The 24,748-nt window shown below is 57.2% G+C and carries 12 protein-coding genes; 9 read left to right on the top strand and 3 right to left on the bottom strand.

Annotated features, from left to right (window positions below; translation table 11 throughout):
* Positions 1–163: 163 nt before the first annotated feature.
* Positions 164–1,267, top strand: a complete 1,104-nt coding sequence (gene galE / locus ACODS3_RS18255; protein ID WP_201019814.1) for a UDP-glucose 4-epimerase GalE — start codon at positions 164–166, stop codon at positions 1,265–1,267.
* A 144-nt stretch (positions 1,268–1,411) separates the two neighbouring features.
* Here galE and ACODS3_RS18260 read toward each other — a convergent pair whose 3' ends face one another.
* Positions 1,412–6,268, bottom strand: a complete 4,857-nt coding sequence (locus tag ACODS3_RS18260; RefSeq protein WP_201019815.1) for an NAD-glutamate dehydrogenase — start codon at positions 6,266–6,268, stop codon at positions 1,412–1,414.
* A gap of 444 nt (positions 6,269–6,712) precedes the next feature.
* On the opposite strand from ACODS3_RS18260, the gene ACODS3_RS18265 reads away from it, so the two are divergent.
* Positions 6,713–7,069 (top strand): hypothetical protein, encoded by a 357-nt coding sequence (locus tag ACODS3_RS18265; protein ID WP_201019816.1) that lies wholly within the window; start codon positions 6,713–6,715, stop codon positions 7,067–7,069.
* Here the strand turns inward: ACODS3_RS18265 and ACODS3_RS18270 are convergent.
* Positions 7,062–11,630 carry a Tc toxin subunit A-related protein gene (locus ACODS3_RS18270; protein ID WP_201019817.1) on the bottom strand — a complete coding sequence of 1,523 codons (4,569 nt, stop codon included), beginning with the start codon at positions 11,628–11,630 and terminating at the stop codon, positions 7,062–7,064. The genes ACODS3_RS18265 and ACODS3_RS18270 overlap by 8 nt on opposite strands.
* Positions 11,631–11,650: 20 nt before the next feature.
* Positions 11,651–16,756, bottom strand: a complete 5,106-nt coding sequence (locus ACODS3_RS18275) for a Tc toxin subunit A (RefSeq protein ID WP_489035610.1) — start codon at positions 16,754–16,756, stop codon at positions 11,651–11,653.
* Positions 16,757–16,814: 58 nt separating this feature from the next.
* On the opposite strand from ACODS3_RS18275, the gene ACODS3_RS18280 reads away from it, so the two are divergent.
* From ACODS3_RS18280 to ACODS3_RS18310, 7 genes are all read left to right on the top strand, one after another.
* Positions 16,815–17,561, top strand: a complete 747-nt coding sequence (locus tag ACODS3_RS18280) for an amidohydrolase family protein (RefSeq protein ID WP_201019819.1) — start codon at positions 16,815–16,817, stop codon at positions 17,559–17,561.
* Between the two features lie 349 nt (positions 17,562–17,910).
* Positions 17,911–18,870: an AAA family ATPase gene (locus tag ACODS3_RS18285; protein WP_025259182.1), complete on the top strand. Its 960-nt coding sequence runs from the start codon at positions 17,911–17,913 to the stop codon at positions 18,868–18,870.
* Positions 18,871–18,874: 4 nt separating this feature from the next.
* Positions 18,875–19,819, top strand: coding sequence for a DUF58 domain-containing protein (locus tag ACODS3_RS18290; protein WP_201004397.1), 945 nt, complete (start codon positions 18,875–18,877; stop codon positions 19,817–19,819).
* Positions 19,816–20,310: a DUF4381 domain-containing protein gene (locus tag ACODS3_RS18295; RefSeq protein ID WP_201004399.1), complete on the top strand. Its 495-nt coding sequence runs from the start codon at positions 19,816–19,818 to the stop codon at positions 20,308–20,310. The genes ACODS3_RS18290 and ACODS3_RS18295 overlap by 4 nt, the downstream gene beginning before the upstream one ends.
* The gene (locus ACODS3_RS18300; protein WP_201019820.1) at positions 20,303–21,361 is read left to right on the top strand and encodes a vWA domain-containing protein; all 1,059 of its coding nucleotides are present in this window, start codon (positions 20,303–20,305) and stop codon (positions 21,359–21,361) included. Before ACODS3_RS18295 ends, ACODS3_RS18300 begins: the two co-directional genes overlap by 8 nt.
* Entirely contained in the window at positions 21,358–23,073 is a 1,716-nt protein-coding gene (locus ACODS3_RS18305; RefSeq protein WP_489035613.1) for a VWA domain-containing protein, read from the top strand. Before ACODS3_RS18300 ends, ACODS3_RS18305 begins: the two co-directional genes overlap by 4 nt.
* A complete protein-coding gene (locus tag ACODS3_RS18310) occupies positions 23,070–24,719 on the top strand; it encodes a BatD family protein (protein ID WP_489035615.1) in 1,650 nt (549 codons plus the stop codon). Before ACODS3_RS18305 ends, ACODS3_RS18310 begins: the two co-directional genes overlap by 4 nt.
* Positions 24,720–24,748: the final 29 nt, after the last annotated feature.

The following is a 24,748-nucleotide window of genomic DNA, read 5'->3' on the forward strand; positions in this document are numbered from 1 at the left end:
ACACCTTGATGGCCGACCAGTGACATGACCGTCCGGCCAATTCCCGGAACCGGGGATCGGAACTGCCTTTCGTTATGAAGTAAGCGATCCATTTCATCCGCGCAGACCTTCGCCATAGCGCAACAGCGGTCGCACCCCACTTATTTCATGCGAAGGTGACTCTATGATCCTTGTGACCGGTGGAGCTGGTTACATCGGAGCCCACGCGGTACTCGCCCTTCTGGAGGTAGGCGAAGATGTGCTGGTTCTGGACAATTTCTGCAACAGCAGCCCACATGCTCTGACACGAATAGAACAGATCTGTGGCCGTCGTCCTGTGTTGGTGCAAGGCGATGTGCGCAACCGCGAAGTGCTCGCCAAACTGTTTGCACGCTACCCGATCCGGGCAGTGCTGCACTTCGCTGGCCTCAAGGCGGTGAGCGAAAGCGTGCGCAAGCCGCTGCACTACTACGACACCAATGTCAGCGGCAGTATCAACCTGTGCCAGGCGATGGCAGCCGCCGGTGTTTTCACTCTGGTGTTCAGTTCGTCGGCTACCGTTTATGGCAGTTGCCGCAAGATGCCTATCGACGAACAGGCACGCCGAGGCCGGCCAACCAATCCCTACGGCCAATCGAAGCTGATGGCCGAACAGGTGCTCGGCAGTCTGGCGCGTGCCGATCAACGCTGGCGCATCGCGCTGCTGCGCTACTTCAATCCGGTTGGCGCTCACCCGTCGGGGCTGATCGGCGAATCGCCCACCGCGATCCCGAACAACCTGTTGCCCTATCTGCTGCGCGTCGCTGACGGGCAGTTGCCGGTGCTGCCGGTCTATGGCGGGGATTACCCGACGGTGGACGGCAGCGGCGTGCGGGACTACATACACGTTCAAGACCTGGTCGCCGGACATCTCGATGCGTTGCGCTACCTGCGCAACAACAGCGGAATCCGCGCCTGGAACCTGGGAACAGGCATCGACTATTCGGTGCTGCAAGTGGTGAGTACCTTCGAGCGGGTCACCGGGATGAAGGTGCCTGTACAAATGCGCGAGCGGCGTCCCGGCGATGTCGCGCAATGCTGGGCCGATCCGTCACGGGCGTTGCGTGAACTGGGCTGGGTAGCCCGGCATGGCCTGGAAACCATGTTGCGCGATGCCTGGCACTGGCAATGCACGAGCCCCGAAGGTTACGAAGACGGACTGCTCGCCGTGCAAGAGCCGATACCCGGCGTGCCGCTCGCGACAGACGATGGCTTGCGTGCGCTTTCCATGTCTCGCACGCGGCAGTGATTCTGTGAGCTTTCGCGAATGAATTCGCTCATACGGTAGCGAATTCATTCGCGAAAAAATGTTGCCTTCAAATCCTGCACCCTGAAAACAAAAAGCCCCGCATCGCGACGATGCAGGGCTTTTCGTTACAACCGGGCTAGACCATCAGACCGCGACGGCTTGCCCACTCATTGCCAGGTCCAGCAACTCGCGGTTGGCAACTGCATACATGGCGTAGTCAGTGCCGCTGGCCGCACGCAGCTCGACCAGCATGGCACGCCAGCGCTCGACCATCGGTGCGTGTTGCTCCAGCCACAAGGCCAGACGCTCTTCCAGATCGGCAGGGCCTTCCGGAATTTGCAGCACGGAGATGGTGATCGCACGTTGTTGCCAGTCGATATCGTCACGGAACGCTTCACGGGCCAGCGCCTGCCAGTTGTTTTCCACCGGCAGATTGCTGATCTGTTGCAGGTACCAGGTCACGTCCAGCGCGCTACCCACAGCGAAATACACCTTGGCTACATCGGCAGCGTTATGCCCGGTGACGTCGGAAGCCTCGATGATCGGCAGCAGGGTGTACAGGTGGCTGGTGCCCGCAACCATGCGGGCCAGCAACTCGGGCACGCCGGCTTCAACATAAGCTTCGTAGCGAGCCTGCCAGACCTCACGGGTCGGTCCTTCCAGCAGCTCATCGAGCTTGAGGCCCAGCGCTGCAAGGTGTGGACCGAAGTGAGCGACGTCACGACCGGCATCCAGTTCGTTGCGACGGCTGCGCAGGAACCAGCGTGTGGCACGACGGCCCAGACGCATCAGCTCATCCATCAGCGACAACTGGATTTCAGCAGGAACCTTGTAATCCAGCGCCTCGATCTGACGGAACCAGTGCGGCAGGTGGAAGATGTCACGTACGGTCACGTAGGCAGCCGCCACGTTGGCCGCGCTCATGCCAGTGGACTCCTTGAGCCGCTGCACAAAGGTGATGCCCATGTGGTTGACCAGATCATTGGCGATCTGGGTGCTGACGATTTCGCGCTTGAGGCGGTGAGCACGCATGGCGGTCGAGAACTTGGCGCTCAGCGACGGCGGGAACGCCGTCTCCATGTCGCGGGTCAGGTAATCGTCATCCGGAACACGGGACTCCAGCAAGGCTTCCTTGAGGTCGATCTTGCTGTAGGAGATCAATACCGACAGCTCGGCACGGCTCAAGCCCTGACCGGCAGCAACGCGCTCGGCGATCTGGTCTTCGGCCGGCAGGAACTCGATGGCGCGATCCAGCTTGCCGCGAACTTCGAGGTCATTCATCAAGCGCTTGTATTCAGCGATCCGGTCGTAGGCGCGACGTGCCGCCAGCGACAGAGCCTGGGTCTGCTTGTAGTTGTTGCCAAGCACCAGGTTGCCGACTTCGTCGGTCATGCTTTCGAGCAACTGGTTACGTTGCTTCTCGGTCATGTCACCGGCCTGCACCACTTCGTTGAGCAGGATCTTGATGTTCACTTCGTGGTCGGAGCAGTCAACACCACCGGCGTTATCGATGAAGTCGGTGTTGGTCGCGCCGCCATTGAGGCCGAACTCGACACGGCCCAGTTGGGTCATGCCCAGGTTGCCGCCCTCGCCCACGACCTTGCAGCGCAACTCGTTGCCATCGACGCGCAGTGCATCGTTGGCCTTGTCGCCCACATCGGCATGGGATTCTTCGCTGGACTTGACGTAAGTACCGATACCGCCGTTCCACAACAGATCCACCGGAGCCTTGAGCAGCGCGTGCAGCAGCTCGGTCGGGGTCAGCTTGTCGGCCTTGATGTCGAAGCGCGCTTTCATCTGCTCGGTGATCGCGATGCTCTTCGCGCTGCGCGGGAAGATACCGCCGCCAGCGGACATGATGCTGGTGTCGTAGTCGGTCCAGGCCGAACGCGGCAGGTTGAACAGGCGCTGACGCTCAACGAAGCTGGTGGCAGGATCCGGGTTTGGATCGATGAAGATATGCAGGTGGTTGAAGGCTGCGACCAGTTGCAGCTTGTCGGACATCAGCAAGCCATTGCCGAACACGTCACCGGCCATGTCGCCGATACCGATCACGCTGATGCTGTCCTGCTGGACATTGATGTCGCGCTCACGGAAGTGACGCTGCACACCCACCCACGCGCCCTTGGCGGTGATGCCCATCTTCTTGTGGTCATAACCGGCCGAACCACCGGAAGCAAAGGCATCGCCCAGCCAGAAGCCGTAGTCGATGGCAATGCCGTTGGCGATATCGGAGAAAGTCGCAGTGCCTTTGTCGGCTGCCACGACCAGGTACGGGTCGTCGTCATCGTGACGAACCACGTTGGCAGGCGGCACCAGCACGCCTTCCTTGAGGTTGTCGGTGATATCCAGCAGACCCGAGATGAAGATGCGGTAGCACGCGATGCCTTCAGCCTGGATGTCATCGCGGCTGCCACCCAGCGGCAGGCGACGAGGCAGGAAACCGCCTTTGGCACCGACCGGCACGATGACCGAGTTCTTCACCTGCTGGGCTTTTACCAGCCCCAGCACTTCGGTACGGAAGTCTTCTTCGCGATCCGACCAGCGCAGGCCGCCACGGGCCACATTGCCGAAACGCAAGTGAACGCCCTCGACGCGCGGCGAGTAGACGAAGATCTCGAACTTCGGCACCGGCTTGGGCAGCTCAGGGATCAGGCGCGGGTTGAACTTGAAGCTGAAGTAGCTCTTGTTCTGGCCGTTGGCGTCGGTCTGGTAGAAGTTGGTCCGCAGAGTCGCTTTGATCAGGTCAAGGTAGCGACGCAGGATGCGGTCTTCGTTGAGCACCTGAACGTTGTCCAGCGCCGTGAGAATCGCCTGCTCCAGACGCAGTTGCTTGTCGTCAAGATCGTCGGAACCCAGCTTGCGTGCCAGATAGAAACGGGTCTTGAACAGGCGCGTCAGTTCACGGGCAATGTCGGTGTGGTTGTTCAGGGTACTGGCGATATAACCCAGATCGAAGCCCAGGCGAATCTGCTTCAGGTAACGGGCATAAGCACGCAGCAGCGCCACGTCGCGCCATGGCAGGCCGGCGGTCAGCACCAGACGGTTGAAGGCATCGTTTTCGGCATCGCCGCTCACGATATGGACGAAAGCATCCTGCAACGTATCGTTGAGCTGCTGGATGTCGAGGTTCAGGCCTTCACCATAGGTAAAGGCAAAGTCGTGAATCCAGAACTCACGGCCATTGGCGTGTTGCAGGCGGTACGGGAACTCGCCCAGCACGCGCAGGCCGAGGTTTTCCAGAATCGGCAGCACATCCGAGAGCGCCAGCGGCGTGTCGGCGTGGTACAGCTTGCAATGCAGTTGCTGACGACCACCGGCCAGCGGCTGATAGAAGCTCATGACCAACGGGTTGGTTTCGCTCAGGCTCAGGACATGCTGCATGTCCACGACAGCAGAGTGCGCAGCGAAACGCTCGCGGTAGCCTGCCGGGAAGCCTTTGGGGAAGTCGGCCAGCACATTGGTGCCATGGGCTTCGCCGAAGCTCTCGACCACCAGGCTTGAGTAATCGTCCTTCCAAGAACGGCAGGCCTGGATGACTTCGTTTTCCAGTTGTACCGGGTCGATATCCAGATTCACCTTCGGGTCCACGCGCAGGATCAACTGCACACGGGCCAGGACCGATTCGGAGAAGAAGGTCCAGAACTCGCAGTCGCTGGCCTTCAGGCGCTCCATCAAGACCTGCTGGATCTTCTGGCGCACTTCGGTGGAATACACGTCGCGTGGCACGTAGGCCAGGCAGTAGCAGAAACGGCCATACGGGTCTTTGCGCAGGAACACGCGAATCTTGTTGCGCTCCTGGATCTGCACGATGGACATCACGGTGCTGAACAGTTCGTCCACCGGCGTCTGGAACAGATCGTCGCGTGGCAGCACTTCAACGACCTGCGCCAGCTCCTTGCCCAGGTGAGCCTTGGCATCGAAGCCGGAACGACGCTCGATTTCAGCGACCTTGCGACGGATGTACGGGATCTGACGCACGCTCTCGCCATACACCGACGAGGTGTACAGGCCCATGAAACGGCATTCCTTGATGACCTTGCCCGACGCATCGATCTGACGGATCGAAACGTAATCAGGGTAAGCCGGACGGTGTACACGGCTTGGGTGCGCGGCCTTGGCGAACGACAGCAGTGTCGGCTCGCGCAGGTAATTCACCGCATAACCTTCGATATGCAGGTCTTCGCTGGAAAGCCCCGGGCGCAGCAGCTTGGCCAGACCCAGCAGAGACGACTCGTCGTAGATCAGTTGACCGCCATCGCCTTCACCGCGAACTTCAAATTCTTCATAACCCAGGAAGGTGAAGTGGTTATCCACCAACCATTGCAGGAAGACCTTGATCTCGGCCTTCTCTTGCTCATCAACGTTGTATTCGTTGGTGTCGATGCTTGCCAGCAACTCGTGCAGGCGCGCTTTCATCGGCTCGAAATCTTCTACCGCAGCACGGACTTCACCCAGCACCTGCTCCAGCTCACGCGCCAGCACACTCAGTTCGTTGGCATTGGCGCAGCGGTCGATCTCCAGATACATCAGCGACTCTTGCAGCACACCCTCGCCTGTCGTGCCCTTGGGCAGCAACTCAAGCAACTCGCCCGCAGCACCGCGACGCACGCTCAAGACGGTGGTTTGCAGGGTATGGATGCTGTAACCGCGACGGTTCAGTTCGGTACGAACCGAGTCGACCAGAAACGGCAGGTCATGATGCAGCACTTCAACGGCGCTGTGAGTCGACTGCCAGCCATGACGCTCGTAATCAGGGTTATAGACCCGCACCTGAGGCTTGCCATGCTCGAAACGCTCCAGCAGGCGCCAGGCGGACAAGGTGCAGCCTGCCAGGTCGGAAAGGCGACGCTGGGTCAGTTCATCCAGGGAAATGATGCCGAAGAATTGCTCAGCGAACAGCGCTACTTGTGGCAATGCCTGTTCGTTGATGTGCTGAGCCAGTGCCGATTTCAGTTGGTGCTGGAAATCGGACTTGCTGGCTGCGGTGAAGAACGCCATCTGTGGTACTCCGCTTTGCTTTTATAAGGAGGAAGCTTGATGGAAGTGTCTCGTACCAGACTGCACCGGGATGTAACGGGCAGAGGCACAGCATGGCAGAGTGTAAAGCTAAAGAAATAACGCTTGCCGCGAACGAGTCGTCACATTCCATTTCACAAATGAGATCGACACGGAACGGAGTGGCTCTTTGACCACTCATCTGATCGCAGCTTAACGAGAGCAGGCTGGCCGATACTTACAGGGCTGCGACATATTCGGACATCCGCGAACAGGTGCCGTCACATAAACCCTGCATGGCAAATCTGTGGGACCGAATTCATTCGGGAAGGCATTATTTCTTCAGATAAAGATGCGGCGGGTGTACAGGTCCTGCCCGGGTGAATTACCCAGCAAATTTTTTCCGGGGCTGGCACACTCGTCCGCTAGCCCAGCCAGGACCTCGACATGCAAATCAAGACCGCCCTTTTACTCGCCAATCCTTGCGACGACGAGAACGACGACATGGCGCTGCTTTGCTGCCATGACGAAAAGAACGAGCTGTTTTCCCTGGCGCGTTTTCCGGATGAAGACGAAGTCGAAATCACCGTCTGCGATGACACGGTGTACGTCACCGCCCTGAAGGTTTCCTTGAATGCCACGCATCTGGTGGTAGAGATTTCAGCCGAGGATGCAGAAGCCCTGGGTGGCGATACCCGATACGAGATTCTGCATGACACTTCGGCTGATGATTTGGGCGAGGTGCGTGAAACCCTGCAGATACTTCTCAAGGATGTCGGCACGCTCGAAAGCAGTTTCAACTGACACGTCTGGGAGATTCGCCCTCTTCCACAGCCTTTACCAACGCTTCCACTGCCGCGTTGAATACCTTGCCACCGTCCACCGCAAGGTATTTCACGTGGAGGATGATATCGGTCAGCGAACCCAGAATTGCCTTTTGCCGCTCAGACTCATGACGTGGAAAAGTCAGGGTCCAGCGGGAAACCGCCCCCGTCCCCTCGAACGGAAAGTAACGCTCGTCACCAAAATCCAGCATGAACATGCCATGGTCATCCACGCCGGTGGAAATACCGATCTGCTGATTGGCTCTGGGGTTGAATACGATATGCGTCGGATCGACCTCATCATCCGAATCCGGCGGCAACTCGCCCGCCTCTTTGTAGAGATAATTCACGCCGCGAATATCAGGAGTCAACAACACGCTGCTCGTCTGCTGAGTCAATAGCACGCGAATATCTTCATAAGGCCCGAGCACGGCGGGGATGGATACAGACAGGCGCACGATCTGACGCAAATAATGGCCTGGATAATCCTTGTCGAATAACGAGGAGTCAAAATCGAAAGCAATTTCTCCTGTGGTTTCCAGTTGGGCAATGACTGCTTCCCAGCCCGTTGCACGAGGTTCAGGCTCACGAGTATTTGCGCCGGGGTCGTAGTTCTTGAGCAGGGCTTTCAGGGAGATCGTCTTGGTGAGTTCAAGCCGCCGCTCGTGCCGGGAGAGGAACGCCGACTCCATCTGTAACAACCCCAGTTTCAGCATCTCGCCTGCTGTCAGCCCGTAACGGTTATCGGCCCAGGCGTTGACAGGAATGAATCGTGTATCGCGATCACCGATTTCGTACTGCCAACAGGCCTCGGTCCCCAGGCACATCGACAGCACCACATCGTAAGCCTGGAAATACAGAGTCGCCATCTGGCCGATCAGCCATTGATACAACGCTGGCCCCGTGGCACGATTTTTCAGGAAGGTGTAGTAGGTCTGAGCCTGCTCCTGAGCCTTGGTCGCTTGTGCAAGGCTGGTCTTGGCGGCCTCGACGGCAATGTCCTGAACCTCGATCTGCAGGTCAATCGCCTCCAGATCCTGTTCGGCCTGACGGGCCAGGAACTGCCACTCGATGCGACGGCGGCGGTATTGTTCGCTGATCAGCGCCTGTTCGGCATCTCTGGATTTTCCCAACGCCTCACTCTGTAGATACGTTGCAACAGAAAAGCCAAATCCGGCCGGGCGCATACCACCGTTCGAGGTGCCAAAGATGGATGGAACCAAAGCATCAATTACATGGGAGATAGCCGTATCGATCAAGGCACTTTCATCTTTGTCTTTGGCATCACCCTGCAAACTCATTGCACGTTTCTCGGCCTGGCTGACATCCTCCTGCTCCAGTTGCTGGTAATAGACTTTACGCGATTCAATGGCAGCACGACTCCCCGTCAACGCATCTCGGGATTTGACTGCATGCTCGATCATCTGCGTCTGCAGAGTCTCGGTGAAGGCCGACAGCTCCAGCACATGAGATTGTTGCAACTCCTCCTGATCGGCACGATCACGCAACTCCATATAGTTACGCAATTGATCTCCATAGCGGATCAGCGTTTCGACTGCATTCTGTACCCTCGGCAACATGGCCCGGAAACGGTATGGAGGAATGATCGCCAGCGAACCCAGACGTCGCTGGCCACTGCCGCCGCCCGCGGCCTGTGCTCGCAGCAGATCGGTCGGATTTGCCGCTGGTGCGTAGAGCGACAAAGAAAGGGGCTTGCCATCCAGGCTCAGGTTATGACGCAGGTTATAAAGCCTCAAGGCCAGGCGGTCCCAGAGATCAAGCAGTCTGGTGTTGACCGGCAGACGAAACCACGGCGCATCCAGCAAGTGCAACCAGAGCTGTCCCTCAGAATGGCTCGGGATATCACTTTCCAGCCCCTCAAGCCCCGAAGCTTCAAAGTCCGCGAACAATGACTTATCACTGGCGGCAGCATCCTTAAGCATCATGGGAGTCCAGCGGCTGATGCTGCGGCCTTTGGAGAGAGGCCCAAGCAATGAAGCCGCCCGAACATACAGAAGCTGCGCCTGATTGAGCGTATCGCGAGTCAACTGCCGGTACAGCATGTCGCCATGGGCAATCAGATTATTCAGATAAAAGACGAAAATGGTCTTGCGGTAATGGGATGGCGCGCCATAGGCGATTGCATCGGGATCGCCCAGCCCGCCCCACTCGTAGGCCGGGTCATTTTCAAAGGTCAGCGGCCGGCTGGTCCAATATGGGTGTTCTGCAACAGGTGGCGGATACAGGGGCGCAATGCGTTCCAAGGGATTGAACAGGTAATGCAGCCAGCTTTCCGTCCCCAGATAATCGAACTCGGTATGTAACCGGTGGGCAACCAGATGCGGGACATGAAAGAACAGTTCCCAGAAATAACGGCCATTGGCACCTTTGAAATCCAGTGGCACTGAGGTGCTACCAGGAGCCGGTGGCTCCTGGGTATGCTGAACTTCCCAACTCAATACACTTTTCAGAGAGAGCTCAGCTTTTTTTACTAGCTCTCTGGCGAAGGTGGTATTCATTCGTACATAACGCAAAGAGGTTAACTTGAGCGCCTCCAGATCAAGGAATTGTCCTCCCGCAGGCGTAGTGACAATAAGAGGTACCGGCGTCGGCTTTACGGTTCTTGTAATATGAAACTCGTTATAACCATAACCGGAACCTTTGGGCAGCGCTCCGAAATGAAGGACTTTTACCGTTTCAATACCGGGCCAGGAAATGGATTCTACTGGTGTCTTGGCTGCACCATTAAGCACAAGCTGACTCGAAACGGCCGGAGAGGTATCCCAGATATCAAAACCTTGAGTCACCGTAACCATCGTTTCACCATAATGATTGGAGTTACTGTCCAGAAGCCCCGGCTCCCCCTGGAAATCCAGCGCGAATCCGGCTCCCGCTTTAACCTCTTCAGTTGTCGGTGTTGGGAAATCTTCAGGATTAATGGATAAATCAAAATTGGCCCGATAAACAGAAACCCAAGGATCATCAGTAGATATCAATTCAAAATCTTCAGTACCAAAGCTCTTGATGACTTCCTCATTCCAATTCAAGTCGCCGCGTACAGTTGGTAAAAAAAAGCTGGGAATGGAAATTGTAATTTCAAGCTGAAATCCTTTATGAGTACCCTCTACAACAAACCTACACTCAGATAGATCTACTCGCCTTGCTCCATAAACACAAATATAGAACTCGCTACGCCGATAGCGCTTTGCAGAGCAGATACCCTGCGTCTCCAACACACATCCGTCTCCCGAACTGCGAAGTTCCGCCTTAAGTTCAAGCGATTGATTGATACCTCCTGGTGGCATGTCATTATCTCCACTCGTACTCCAGATAACGCCATCCAACATCCACTCACTATTACCGTCAGCGTATTTCCCGCTCAAGGGATATTGCGCACGCGCCGGGTTCCCGCCCAGCAGGGTGACAGCAATTCCATACAGCTGTATCTCTTCAGCCTGACTCAATACAATCCTGTTAAAAAGCTTATCGAACACCCGCACAAAACGCTCAGGATCAGCCGTCACTTCTGCCGTACTGGCATCCGTTCTATATTGAAAGCAAATAATCAAACGAGGCTCACCTGCAAAACGAACATCCATGGCAGCCACAAGAGTAAAACGCCCTGCCAAGGGACTCCCGTCATGACGACTATCCAGACTCTGCTTTTCGGTCAACCCTTCGTAAATCACCGTTGCGGACGACCACTTGTCAGAGATGTGCTTATAGGACATCTTGGCCCGATAATAATATTTACCGGTTTTTGCACCCAGGTCATCGGTTTCTGCCTGTCCAAGCTCCACCCAGATAAAATGTAACCGGCCATCCACTACGACCGGGCGTACATGCTGCACCTTCGCATCGCACGCTATATCAATCCTTTTCCACTCTGTCCACGCCGATGGCAATATCTGAGTGCTGTTTTCCTGTAAATCAATTTTTGCCATACGCCAGTAATAAGCAAAGGGTTCAACATTCTGACGCCCGACAAAATAATAGTCGGCCCGTCGAAAATCTTCACCGTCTACATAACAGGCAACAACCTGTAGATTACTGATGAGCTCAAAGCTGTCCAGATAGTTTTTCAGAGCCGAACTTACATTATCTTCATTGATGCGGCTTTGCCCCAGCTCCGACTCAAACACCTCGAACTGACTGGTCTTGTTCAGGCGAAGTGTCGGATCAATATAGTTTTCCGGGTAGTCCTCAATCATCTGGTAACCTGCCCAGACGCTGTATTCACTCATGCCTTCACGCCAGAGCCGTAAACGCTCGTCATCAAAACCACGCGCATACCCTGGCTCCATGCCGTTGTAGATGGCATTGATATATTGCTGAATGCTGGCAATACCTTGCGCAACCCGGCTGGTTTCAACCTCACCACTGACCTGGTTATCGATCAACAGGTATTCGTATAAATCATCAGGCGTGGTCAACCCCAAGGGAGCGGAGGTTGCATCCGAAGGAACAAGCTGACCGAGGTAATAACCAACCAAAGCGTCACGGCGTTGTTCTTCGAGTTCGGGAATTATATGGCTGATCATAATAATGACCCTGGTAAAGTTTAGCCGAGGAGGCGGACTACAACCTCCCCCGAAACAACAGAGATATAACCATTCAAGCCAGTGGAATAACTGGATACCAACACATCACCTACGGCCACCCCCTCAACATCAGGAGGTCTTATATACGCCATGATAATGTTCCCCATATCTACAACAGGCACAGAAGCCCTCCAATCTTTACCCTTAATAGAAAAATCAATCATGATACTCACATCAAGTGGCGAGGTCATTATTCCTGCATCACGACCAGCCAAGTAGCTATTACTCCCCCAATCCGCGTAATATATATCGCAGTCTTCTTTAAAGCTAAATACATTCGCAGCCTCCATCCTCCAGAGCCATCCAATCTTGTAAGACTTTACAAACGTCTTTGGCAAGCGCCCACTCAGAGTCACTGCAATCTCCCCGTAGGTAGCACTGTGCGAACAATGAACCGGAAATCTGATTCCCTCCAACGAGGACACCTTGGTTTCTTCAAGCCCCACAATAGTATAGTTAAACGGTTGATAGACATGGCTCATCCTAAACTCAACACCTTCAAGAGCATTCCCGCTTTGATCAACAACTTTCACAAGCAGACTATGTGAATATCCTTTCGCCAGAAGATCAGGATTTTTCGGATCATGCGTCCCGTCCACTACCACCTCAAACTCACACGGAGGCAATGCAGAAACTGGAAACTCAACTGACTCATCAGTGCCGCCGACAACCGCTTTTACCACATGTTTTCCCGTTGTAAATTTTGAACTAAAATTTGCAACACCATTACTATCAGTGTAAGTGGTAGCAATCAACCCTTCATCAATAAACCACTCGACAGGAAAACGCCGAACAACCTGCCCGCCCGCTTTCAGCCATACAGAAAATACAAGAGGGTCCGCACTCCCGACAAGAAACTCGACATCACTTGCTTCGTATTTATCAATGACGGCCGCTGGATAAATTACCGTTTGCTCACTGTGCTTGTCTTTGGTTGGGGCACCCACACTAGAAGTCACCACAACCTTACCCTCTTTATCAGTAATGAATCGTGCAATAGCAATACCGTTATCATCGGTTTTACTGGTTGCATCTAACACCCCACCCACATCATCACTCCAAGTCACTTCCGCACCCATAACGGGCGTACCATCCAGTTCTACAAGACTGCACCGTACCTCCGCTTCAACACCGACCACTACCGTATTGCTGAAGCGCACATATTGAAAATAAGGAATACTCACAAACTCGACAGGAACAAATTCCCACTCACGGCCATTTTTATAGTGTGCAATCGCTATGGACTCACCCGCAGGCCGGCTCCGCAACTCAGCTCTGGCAATACCTTGATCATCGGTATAGGTTTGAAAGCGTTTAAACTCCCCGAGGGTCGCGCCCCATTCAACAGCACGATCAATTCCCTTATTTTCATAGTCATCGACCATCGTGACAGAGAAATAAATACCCTCAATTTTATTGGCCAGAGCCGTCGAAGGCTCGTATTCCCCCTCTATGAAGTGTAAGGAATCTTCATCGCAGCCAATGACCACAACCGGGGCCATCAACTGCTCGCCAAGTCCGTAATGGGCGACAACATGCACCATCCCCATCACGTTACCGCTACGCAGAGTGTTCGAGGCTTGTCCATATTCGTCCGTGATACTGCTTACCTGATCAAGACTGCCCAGATCCGTCGTCCAACTGACCGTCACATTGTCCAAAGGCTCATCCATGAAATCACGCAAGGTGATGGTGTAGGTTGCGAGTTCTCCCCCACGCTGGGCCACCAGGTAATCTGGAGTCACGGTAATCACACTGGAATGGCTTTGCCCCACTTCACCAACAGCACTTGCGGGCACGGCCTCGGTCAAGCAGCTCAGTGCCAGCTCCGCCGCCTTGCGATAGAGTTCGGTCGAGGTTGTCGGAGTCAGTTCATGCAGAGCCAACAAGGCATTTGCGTCCAGTCCCGTATGCCGACTGAGCAAGGACTCGCGCGCCAATACATCAAACTCACGGAGGGTAAAAATGACGCCTGTATCGGGGTTCAACTGGTGGGCAACTGCAAGGACATCACGTACCCCCCAACGCAGAAAGCCGGCCAGTTTGCTGGCAGCGCTGTCACGTATCAGACGCTTGTCGCCCTCCGTTGCGCCTTCCCAAAGGGTGTTGATCAACCGAAAATAGTCGAGCAACGTGTCTTCGTCCTGCTCACTGAGGCGTAGTGCGTTGGCGTACTGGGTAAGGAAGTAAACGGATTGCAGAGACAGTTCGGTATCCGGTAGACCAAACCATTCGGGATGCTCGACATATTGAATGATCAGCGCCGGGCTCAGCGTCAGATGCCCACAGAGCACAGCACGTTTTGACAGAGCATCCAGAACCAGTAAAACCTCGTCCCCAATGGCAACATTTGCTGTCGTGCTGAAACCGTAGACACGCAGCACTTCAGCCAGCAATTGATAGCGGTTGCCCTCACTCCAGAACAACAGGGCCTTGGCCTGGTCTGCGGATGCACCCAAATAACCCGCGAGGCCTTCCATCAGCAAGGCTTCCTGTGCGCCCCTGGCGCGCATGATCATATTGGTAATTTTTGGATGTAACTCCTCGACTGGCAGACCTAGCGTCTCCAGAACATGTTTCACATCACTGCTGAGAGCGTGCTCGAATACCTCTTCGCTCTCTCCCTTCAAATACTTCACCAACCCTTTGGCAGCCGGGTTCGTCGTCCCGGCATCGACAAAACCGCTCAACTCTGCAAACCAGTCGATCGGTTCGCTGAGATAAGCCTGTATGCCATTGTCATCGACTTGCAGGATCAGTGACGAGTCAGGCGCTCCGACCTGGGCAAAACTGCTTTCGGTGATAAGCGCAGACGTCAGCCGTGAGTGGATTTGTTGCAGCAGATTGTGCTCGGCATCGGTTGCTACGGGCTGTGTTACGGCAGGCAATACCAGACGGCACAATTGCGCGACGGTCCATTTGTTTGCCTGTAGCCACGCTGCACAGTCCACCAGAGCATGGATGACACTCAAAGTGTCGGTATTGGCCGAAGCGTAATAAGTGGCAATCTGTGTAATACCGGCCAGTTTCGAGGTCAACTGACTGCCGCCATCGTCCAGTAGTTCAAGGAGCGCCAGCGTTTCAATCGTAGTGAGCCCAAGATAGCGTGGCAGCCTGACCAGCCGATAAAAGGCAAATACCACCTCCCGCGTCCAGTGCAAAGACTCACCCGCCCAGGACTGCTCGACAACCTTGGCAACGAACCGGTACATCTCATAGGTCAACCCCAGTGCCGCACACAAGTGGTCGACTTTCTGCCGTTCGGTTTCGCTCTTCGGCGTTATCGTGAAGGGCGAACCGTCCAGAACAAGCGGTATGGAAAACATGGCCTGACGATTGAATATCCGGTCGAACTGCGACGGCGTCTTGCCACGAGCGTGTACCGCCATACCGTAAAGCAGCGCTGCAAAATCTTCTGCCGGGACGTCATATAGAGTGCGCACTACCTGGAACAAGCCAAGCGCACGCAGCGTGTCCTGCGTAATGAGATTTGGGGAAGATGCCGTACGTCGCCGAACCACATTGGCTGCACGCTGCTCCGCTTGCTGGGAAGCTGTGAGCAGTTGATCCACATCCTCGAACGGCAATTGCAGCCAGCGCGCCAGACGAATCATGCGATTCATCCGATCAAAGCGCTCGACCGGGCAATTGATCAAGCGATGGACGGGTACTCCCTGCTCCTCAGTCGACTTGATGGCGATTCCAGGGCTTTGCCCGGCGTTTATATAAACCGAGCCGTAAGCTGAACCGTCAACCGTTGCGCCTGGATCAGTGACGTTGGCTGATAGCGAGGGTGCGTAAGGTCCCACCGACAGTAATGAATCGAGCTGGTCAGTGCTCAGCCCGGTTCTCAGGCAGAACGTCTGAGTATCAGTTAATGCCAGTATGTCATCGGTGCCGAAGTGGTCCTTGAAAAAATCTGATATTGCCGGAAGCGCGCTTTCAAGCTTTCCATTTCTGGGGTTGATACGTCGCTGGTTGATCACCCTGCCTTGATCATCAGGCGCAAGCGCGACCATATGCGGCGCTTCAACCAATATCCCCTGCTGCACAGGCCCCAGACCGCTGTCCTGTATCAGCGCGATATCGGACAGCAGCGAATGTACACCCGGCTCCTTGAAGTACGGATAAGCCGGATCCGCGGCCCGAATCGGATCGCCGGGCAGACGCTCCCTGCGATTGAGCACGTAGTTGATTTGCTGCTGGTAACGTTCGTATGGCAATGCAAACGGATAACGTGTTTCCAACATGACATCATCCACCGACTTGTCTTGCAGGCTGATGCCATCGAGATAACTGCGAATCGACTTTTCAAGAATTTCATTGGCCAATACCAGAGTCGGCTCAATGCGATTGAGTGCGTTATGATCCAGCATCAACGAAGCCAGATCAGGTCGTCGAGTTGCCAGGGTAATGATTCGTTCCTGATCGCCTGTCTTTTCGATGGTCTCCACTTCCCGGTACAGATCTGCCAGATAGGCAATTGGCGAAGTAGTAGCTTCGATTGCGTCAGGAGGACAATGGCTGGCCCAGTCAGGGTTGAACATGTCGGTATAAGTAGGTGTGTCTACCAGACTGGAGATCCCGTTTTCGTAACGTAACGCTCGCCGCACCGAAGCCGTCAGTCGCCTTTCCCGAAACTGCCGGGCAACCATTGCAGTCATGGAAACAGATGCGGCATGCAAACTACGCGCAGTCGATATATGCAGCAAAGGGTCAGATTCGAGCAGTTGCGCAGTGGTGCCTTTGGCAATGCTGAACACCGAGGGGAATCGATCACTGATAGCCGCTTGTGGCGTTTGAGGCTGAGCGAATCTTTTCAACAGAATCGCCAGAGCAGAATCTGTCTGGGCGACTTTTCCAGCTTCCTTCTTCATGATGGCAACACACCGAGTCATTTCGTCCATGAAATGGCCACTGCTAAAGACCGCTAATGAAAAAGTGAAGCAGACCCTGCCCTCCTCGACGCCCTCTAATAGACAGGCGGCAAAGGTATTCAACAATGGGAGATAAACGGGCGGCAGAGCTGAACTGCAGATAACTTTTGAAAATGTCGGTACATACATCAGCGAATTCGAGCAACGCAAAGGAGTAAGGTGAGGGCTTCGCTATCTGGAGCCTGTCATGCAGCCTATCTTCGATGCCCACTGCCATATCATCGATCCGCACTTCCCGCTCAAGGCCAACAACGGCTACTTGCCCGACCCTTTCGGCGTCGCCGACTACCGGGCAGCCACGTCTGCGCTGGGTGTCGCGGGCGGGGCAGTGGTTTCCGGGTCGTTTCAGGCTTTCGACCAAGGCTATCTGCTTGAGGCCCTGCGTCGGCTCGGGCCAGACTTCGTCGGCGTAACCCAATTGCCCGCCAGCGTCACCGATGCCGAGCTTGAAACCCTCAATGGCTTCGGCGTGCGAGCTCTGCGCTTCAACCTCAAGCGCGGTGGCTCGGAGCAACTGGATCAACTCGAATCACTGGCCAGACGTGTGCATCGGCAACTGGGCTGGCATTCGGAGCTTTATATCGACTCCCGGGAACTGGCCGAAATCGAAACCCGTCTGCTGCAATTACCCGCCATCAGCATCGATCATCTGGGCCTGAGCCGGGAAGGTCTGCCCACCGTGTTGCGTCTTGCAGAGCGGGGTATACGGGTAAAGGCGTGTGGCTTCGGGCGTGTGGACTTTCCGGTGGAGCAAGCGCTCAAGGACATTTACTCGGCCAACCCCCATGCCTTGATGTTCGGCACCGACCTGCCCTCGACCCGCGCACCACGCCCTTTCCAGGCGAGCGATATCGAACTGGTCATGGAGTCACTGGGCGAAAAGGCTGCACACAAGGTTCTATGGGAGAACGCCGCAGACTTCTATCGGCTATAAAACGTCGCCCGAACGACACAGGGTAGATAGCGTCTTCTGACACTCATATTGCGATTGAGTGAGCAGGCAATCCGTGGGAGGGGCCTTGGCCGCGACAGCATGTTGAAGGCTCTGAAAATGCGGTGACTGGAAGCTGGTCGTCGCGGCCAAGGACCCTCCCAGTTCACACACCTACACGCATCTTTGACAAAACATGTGGGACGATTCCCAAATAAACGCCACCTACTTCCTGAAAGTGTATAAAAAACCCTGTAGCGGTTAGTCGATCCCTATCGGGATGGATTAAAGTATCGCCCCCAGCTTCGGTGTCGTGTGACACCGCTGATTACCTTGCCAGGAACACTCATCGATGGAACATCGTGAAGCGCTGATTGCGCTGCGAACATTTCTTTCAACGCAGATCCTCGGCCAGGAAAAGCTGATCGAACGCTTGCTGATCGCCTTGCTTGCCGACGGCCACATGCTGGTCGAAGGCGCTCCGGGTCTGGCCAAGACCAAGGCCATCAAGGAGCTGGCCGAAGGCGTCGAAGCGCAGTTCCACCGAATTCAGTTCACTCCGGACCTTCTGCCGGCCGATATCACCGGCACCGAGATCTACCGTCCGGAAACCGGCAGCTTCGTCTTCCAGCAAGGGCCGATCTTCCACAATCTGGTACTGGCCGACGAAATCAACCGTGCTCCGGCCAAGGTGCAATCGGCCCTGCTCGAAGCCATGGCCGAACGTCAGGTCAGCGTCGGGCGCAGTACCTATGACCTGTCACCGCTGTTTCTGGTCATGGCCACGCAGAACCCCATCGAACAGGAAGGCACCTATCCGCTGCCCGAAGCGCAGCTGGACCGCTTCCTGATGCACGTCAAGATCGGTTTCCCGGACGCGGCCGTAGAGCGCAAGATCCTGCAACAGGCCCGCGGTGAAGCACTCAACGGTGAAACCAAGCCCGAGCGCCGGATCAGCCAGCAGGCAATCTTTGCTGCCCGCAAGGAAATTCTCGGCCTGTACATGGCCGACGCAGTAGAGGAATACCTGGTGCAACTGGTCATGGCCACCCGCACTCCGGCCAAGTTCGATCAGGAACTGGCCGAATGGATCGGCTATGGTGCCAGCCCCCGTGGCTCCATTTCCCTGGACCGCTGCGCCCGTGCGCACGCATGGCTGGCCGGACGCGACTTCGTCAGCCCCGAAGACATTCAGGCAGTGCTGTTCGACGTGCTGCGCCATCGCATCATTCTGTCGTTTGAAGCCGAGGCTGCCGGTATTGATCAGGACCGCGTAATCCAGCGGATCCTCGACGTCGTCGCCGTTGCCTGAAGCCATGCAACCCTACCTGATCTCACAGCCGGGCATTCGTGTCAGCCTCAGCGAGCTGATCGAGATGCGCCATCGCGTGCGGGAAGTGCAACTGTTCTCAACGCCAAGCAGGCGCAGCCCCCTGATCGGCCTGCACCACTCCAAATTGCGCGGGCGTGGCGTGGACTTCGATCAGGTGCGGGTCTATCAGGCCGGCGACGATGTGCGCAGCATCGACTGGCGGGTCACGGCCCGGACCCAGGAGCCGCATACCAAACTGTTTCATGAAGAACGCGAACGCCCGATCTTCATCATGGTGGAACAAAGCCGTCGTCTGTTCTTTGGTTCAGGGCTGATGTTCAAGTCGGTGCTGGCGGCTCAGGCTGCCGCACTGATCGGCTGGGCCGCACTGGAACATAACGACCGGATCGGCGGGCTGGTGTTCGGCGACAACGAGCATTACGAAATCAAGCCCCGGCGCAGCAAGCAATGCCTGTTGCAGCTCTTGAATCGACTGGTGCGGGTCAATCAGTCGCTGCATACCGAAATTGCCGCCGACCGCGACGCATTCGGCATTGCCCTGCGTCGGGCACGCGAAGTGCTGCGCCCTGGCAGTCTGGTCATTGTGCTGTGTGACGAGCGCGCCCTGTCGGAGGCGGCAGAACAGCAGTTGAGCCTGCTATCACGGCATTGCGACCTGCTGTTGCTGCCCATTTCCGATCCTCTGGACCGGGCACTGCCTGCTGCCGGCCTGCTGCGTTTTGCCGAACGCGGTGCCCAGCTGGAACTCGACACTCTGGACCCCGAACTGCGCAAGGCCTATCGCGCGCAAGGCCAGGCTCGCTCCGACCGTTGGGAACTGCTGGCGAAAAAGCTGCGGGTATTACTCATGCCCCTGAGCACCCAAACCGCCATGGTCGAGCAATTGCGTGACTATCTGGATGCCCGGCGTCCGGTAAAAAACAAATGAATCCTCTGGATCAGCTACAACCACTGATCACCCCTGCTCCCGTGGGCTTCTGGCCGCCGGCACCGGGCTGGTGGTTGCTGATGCTGCTGATACCTGCCGTGGCCTGGGGTTTCTGGCGGCTGCGCGTGCTGCTGCCGGTCAAATCCAGCAACCGTCGCAGCGAGCAACCTCTGGACCCGGTCCGCCTTGCGGCGCTGGCCGAGCTGGCCAGCCTGCCCAAGCCCTACGACGGCGCACCGGCCGGTGCCTGGCTGCAACAGATCAATGGCCTGCTCAAGCGCGTGTGCCGCAATCACTATCCGCACAGCCAGAGCCATACCCTCAACGGTCGAAAATGGCTGGCTTTCCTCGATAACCGCTGCCCCGCCGCGGGCCTGACCCGCTGGATGATTCTGGTCGAAGGCGCTTATAAACCCGAATGCAAACTCGACGACAAGGCCATTACCGGCCTGACACAGTCGGTCGAAACCTGGATTCGCAAACATGTTTGAATTCGCCTGGCCCTGGGTCTTCGCCCTGCTGCCATTGCCCTGGCTGATGCGGTTTTTGCTGCCAATTGCAGACAGCGGTGAAGCGGCGCTCAAAGTCAGCTTTCTCAACGAACTTGAAGAGTTGAGCGGACGCCGGGCCAAGGCCAATCTGCCTGCCTGGCGGCAACGCTTGCCACTGCTGCTGATCTGGCTGTTGCTGCTGATCGCTGCGGCGCGCCCGCAATGGCTGGGCGAACCGCTGCCGATTGCCGCCAGCGGCCGGGATCTGCTGGTGGCCGTGGATGTGTCCGGCTCCATGGACTACCCCGACATGCAGTGGAAAGGCGAAGACGTCAGCCGGCTGGTTCTGGTCCAGCACCTGCTGGGCGACTTTCTTGAAAGCCGCCAGGGTGATCGCGTCGGCCTGATCCTGTTTGGCAGTCAGGCATTTCTGCAAGCGCCCCTCACCTTCGACCGCCGCACCGTCCGCATCTGGCTCGATGAGGCCCGGATCGGCATTGCCGGAAAGAACACAGCCATCGGTGACGCCATCGGCCTGGCGCTCAAACGCTTGCGCCTGCGTCCGGCCAACAGCCGGGTGCTGGTGCTGGTGACCGACGGCGCCAACAACGGCGGGCAGATCGATCCGGTGACCGCTGCACGGCTGGCCGCTGAGGAAGGAGTGAAAATCTACCCCATCGGCATCGGCTCCGACCCCGACAGCAGCGGTGTGCAAAGCATGCTCGGCCTCAATCCCAGCCTGGATCTGGATGAGCCCACCCTCAAGGAAATCGCAACCCTCAGCGGCGGCCAGTACTTCCGCGCACGTGACGGCGATGAGCTGAGAAAGATCCGCCTCACCCTCGATTCACTGGAGCCCGTTGCCCAGCAGCCCACCCAGGCTCGTCCGGCCATGGCGCTGTATCAATGGCCGCTGGCGGCGGCACTGGTGGCGAGTGTGTTGCTGGTTCTGCTCGATCTGTGGGCCAACAACGCCCTGCAACGCCTGCTCAACCAGCAACGTCTGGTGCGCCTGCGTAAACGTCTGGAACGTATCCGGAGGCCACGATGATCGCACTCTGGCCTCACTGGCTGCGACCCTGGTGGCTGCTGATCCTGCCACTGCTGGGCTTGTTGATCTGGCACCTCTGGCACCGGCAGAAACGCGCCGGACGCTGGCAGATGATCATGCCCGTGGCGTTCCATTCCGTGCTGCTCAGCGGCGGACGCGGCCGTAACAACAAATTGCCGTGGGTCATTCTGGGACTCTGCTGGGCCCTGGCCGTACTGGCCTTGCTCGGTCCCGGCTGGCAGCGTGTCGAACAGATCAGCCAGAAACCGGTCGATCCGCTGGTAGTGTTGCTGGAGCTGACACCACAAATGCTCGCCACCGACAGCCCACCGACACGTCTGGAACAGGCCAAACGCAAACTGCTCGACCTGTTGCAGGCGCGCAGCGACTCACAGACCGCAATCATCGTTTATGCCGGCAGCGCCCACACGCTGGTGCCGCTGTCCGACGATCAGGTGACCAGTCATAACCTGCTGGATGCCATCAAGCCATCGATCATGCCCCAGGCCGGTCAACGCGCCGATCTGGCCGTCAAGAAAGCACTTGATCTGCTCAAGCAAGGCGCACTGGGTCAGGGCCGGATTCTGTTGCTCGGCTCCTCGCTGAACGAACAGGAACGCCAGGGCATCGAGCAGCTTCTCAAAGGACAATCACCGCCCTTGCTGATCCTGGGCATCGGCACCGCCGAAGGTGCTCCGGTAACACTGGAAAACGGCAGCCTGCTCAAGGACGCCCAGGGCGCGATTCTGGTACCGCGTCTGGACAGCGCCAGCCTCAACGATTTCGCCAACAACCTTGGCGGCAGCTATCGTCAAGCCAGAATGGACGACGAAGACCTGCGCAGCCTGGGCCTGTTTGCCGGTCCGCAGAACCTGCGCAGCGACGGGCAGGTCCTGCGCCTGGATACCTGGGCCGATCAGGGTTACTGGTTCCTGTTGCCACTGCTGTTGCTGGCAGCCTGTGCCGGGCGACGGGGCTGGCTGTTCTGTCTGCCGCTGCTGTTCATGCTGCCGCAGAACAGTCAGGCATTCGAGTTTCAGGACCTTTGGCTGCGCCCGGATCAACAGGGCCAGCGTTTGCTGGAGCAACGCCGCCCGGCCGAAGCCGCGCAGCACTTTGAAAACCCGCAATGGAAAGGCATGGCCTTCTATGAAGCAGGCGATTACGCCACGGCAGCACAACGCTTCGCCGAGGGCAACACGGCTGCCGATCATTACAATCGCGGCAATGCCCTGGCCCATAGCGGGGAACTGGAAGCGGCACTGGACGCTTACGAACAGGCTCTGGAGCGTCAACCGGACTTCCCGGCAGCACAATTCAACAAGGCCTTGATCCAGCGCCTGCTGGATCAGGCCAACAGTCCAACCCCGTCAGAAACAGGGCAGGACAAGAGCGAGCAAGGCGAAGACGGCCAAGAGGCTCCACATCAACAGACAAGCAGCACACCTGAAGCGGACCAGAACCCCCCTCAATCCGAGGAGGAAAACAGTACCGACAATCAGCCGCCTGAATCGGCTGGAAACGACAAGTCAGGCTCGACGCTGGACGACGAACAAACCACTCGTCCACCGATCCAGCCGGCCGAGAGCCAGATCACTGTCGAACGACGCCAGGCACTGGATCAATGGCTGAGGCAGATCCCGGACGATCCCGGCGAGCTGCTGCGGCGCAAATTTCGCTACGAACAGCAACATCAGGAAAAGACCCGATGAGTCGTGTTTACACCCTTTTGACCGGCCTGATTCTGGGGCTGGTCGTCTTGTCGTCACAGGCAGCGGAACTGATCGCCAAGGTCGATCGCACGCGCCTCAATTCCGGCGAGACCGTGGAACTGACCCTGGAAACCACCGATGTCACGCTGTTCGGCAAGCCCGACCTGAGCCCTCTGGATGACAGTTTCGATGTGCGCGGCACCCGCCAGATCAACCGGCTGACCACACTGGATGGCGGCAACCAGGCCACGACACGCTGGATCATTACCCTGTTGCCCAGACAGTCCGGCATTGTGGTAATCCCTTCGCTGCAACTGGGTGAAATGAAAAGCCAGCCGGTCAGCCTGCAAGTCATGCAGAGCGACACCCGGGAGCAAGGCAGCAAACTGGCGCCGATCTTCATTGAGGCAAGTCTGGATCAGGACAGCGTCTACGTTCAGGCCCAGGCGGTACTGACGCTGCGCATCTATCACTCGGTATCGCTGTTCGACGACAGCAGCCTGAGCGCCTTGCAGATCGCCGAGGCTCGGGTCGAGAAGCTCGGCGACTCGCGCACCTATGAAAAACTGATCAATGGCGTACGCCATGGCGTGATCGAAACGCGCTATGCGATCTATCCCCAACAGAGCGGCACGCTTCAGGTTCCGGCGCTGGTCTTCAGTGCAACGCTGGTGCAGACCGGCCTCCAGAATCAGGAAGCCAGCCCGTTCGGTCCGCAGCCGGGCAAGCTGATGCGGGTCAGCTCTGCCAGGATTCCCCTGAACGTCAAACCCAAGCCTGCCGACTACCCGGCCGATGTGCCCTGGCTGCCAGCCCGCAGTGTGACCCTCGAAGAAAACTGGAACCCCGAACCGGGCAACAGTCAGGTCGGCGACTCCCTGACCCGCACCATCATTCTCAAGGCCGAAGGCCTGTCCGGCTCGCAACTGCCGCCGCTGCCTGCCACGCAAGTCGCGGGCCTGAGGCATTACCCGGATCAACCGCAACTGGGTAATCTGGTCAGTGAACGCGGCCTGATCGGCACTCGCGAAGAACGTGAAGCCCTGGTGCCCAATCGTCCCGGCGCCATCGACCTGCCTACCGTGGACGTGACCTGGTGGAACACCCGCGAAGATCACCTGGAGCACAGCAGCCTGCCTGCGCGGACCCTGCAGATCAACAACAATCCGGGGCTTGCAGTGGACACCCCGGTCAACAACGAGCAAGGTGGCCTGACGATCATTGGCCCGCCGGTCTGGCCGTGGCAACTGAGCACCCTGTTTTTTGCCTTCACCACCCTGGTGAGCCTGATCCTCTGGTGGCGGGCACGCGGCATGCCAGCGGTGACTCGCACGGTACAGACCGGGCCAAGCCCGCGCACCGTGCTGGACGATCTCAAGCGCGCATGTACGGCCAACGATCCCCATGCAACCCGTCAGGCCCTCGACGCCTGGGCACGCCAGCAACCCGAAACCCTGACCGATATGGCCGCCCGTTTCGTGCCGCTATCCGATGCGCTGGATGGCCTGAACGGCGCGCTGTACAGCGAAACCGGCAAATTCTGGCTGGGTGAAGAACTATGGCGTGCCATCCGCACCCTGCCCGCTGCCGAGCGGATACAGGACCCGACGGGCGATGCAGGGTTGCCGCCGCTTTATCCGAAATGAGATCTTCGCGAATGAATTCGCTCCTACAC

The sequence above is a fragment of the Pseudomonas sp. FG43 genome, from assembly GCF_057809175.1.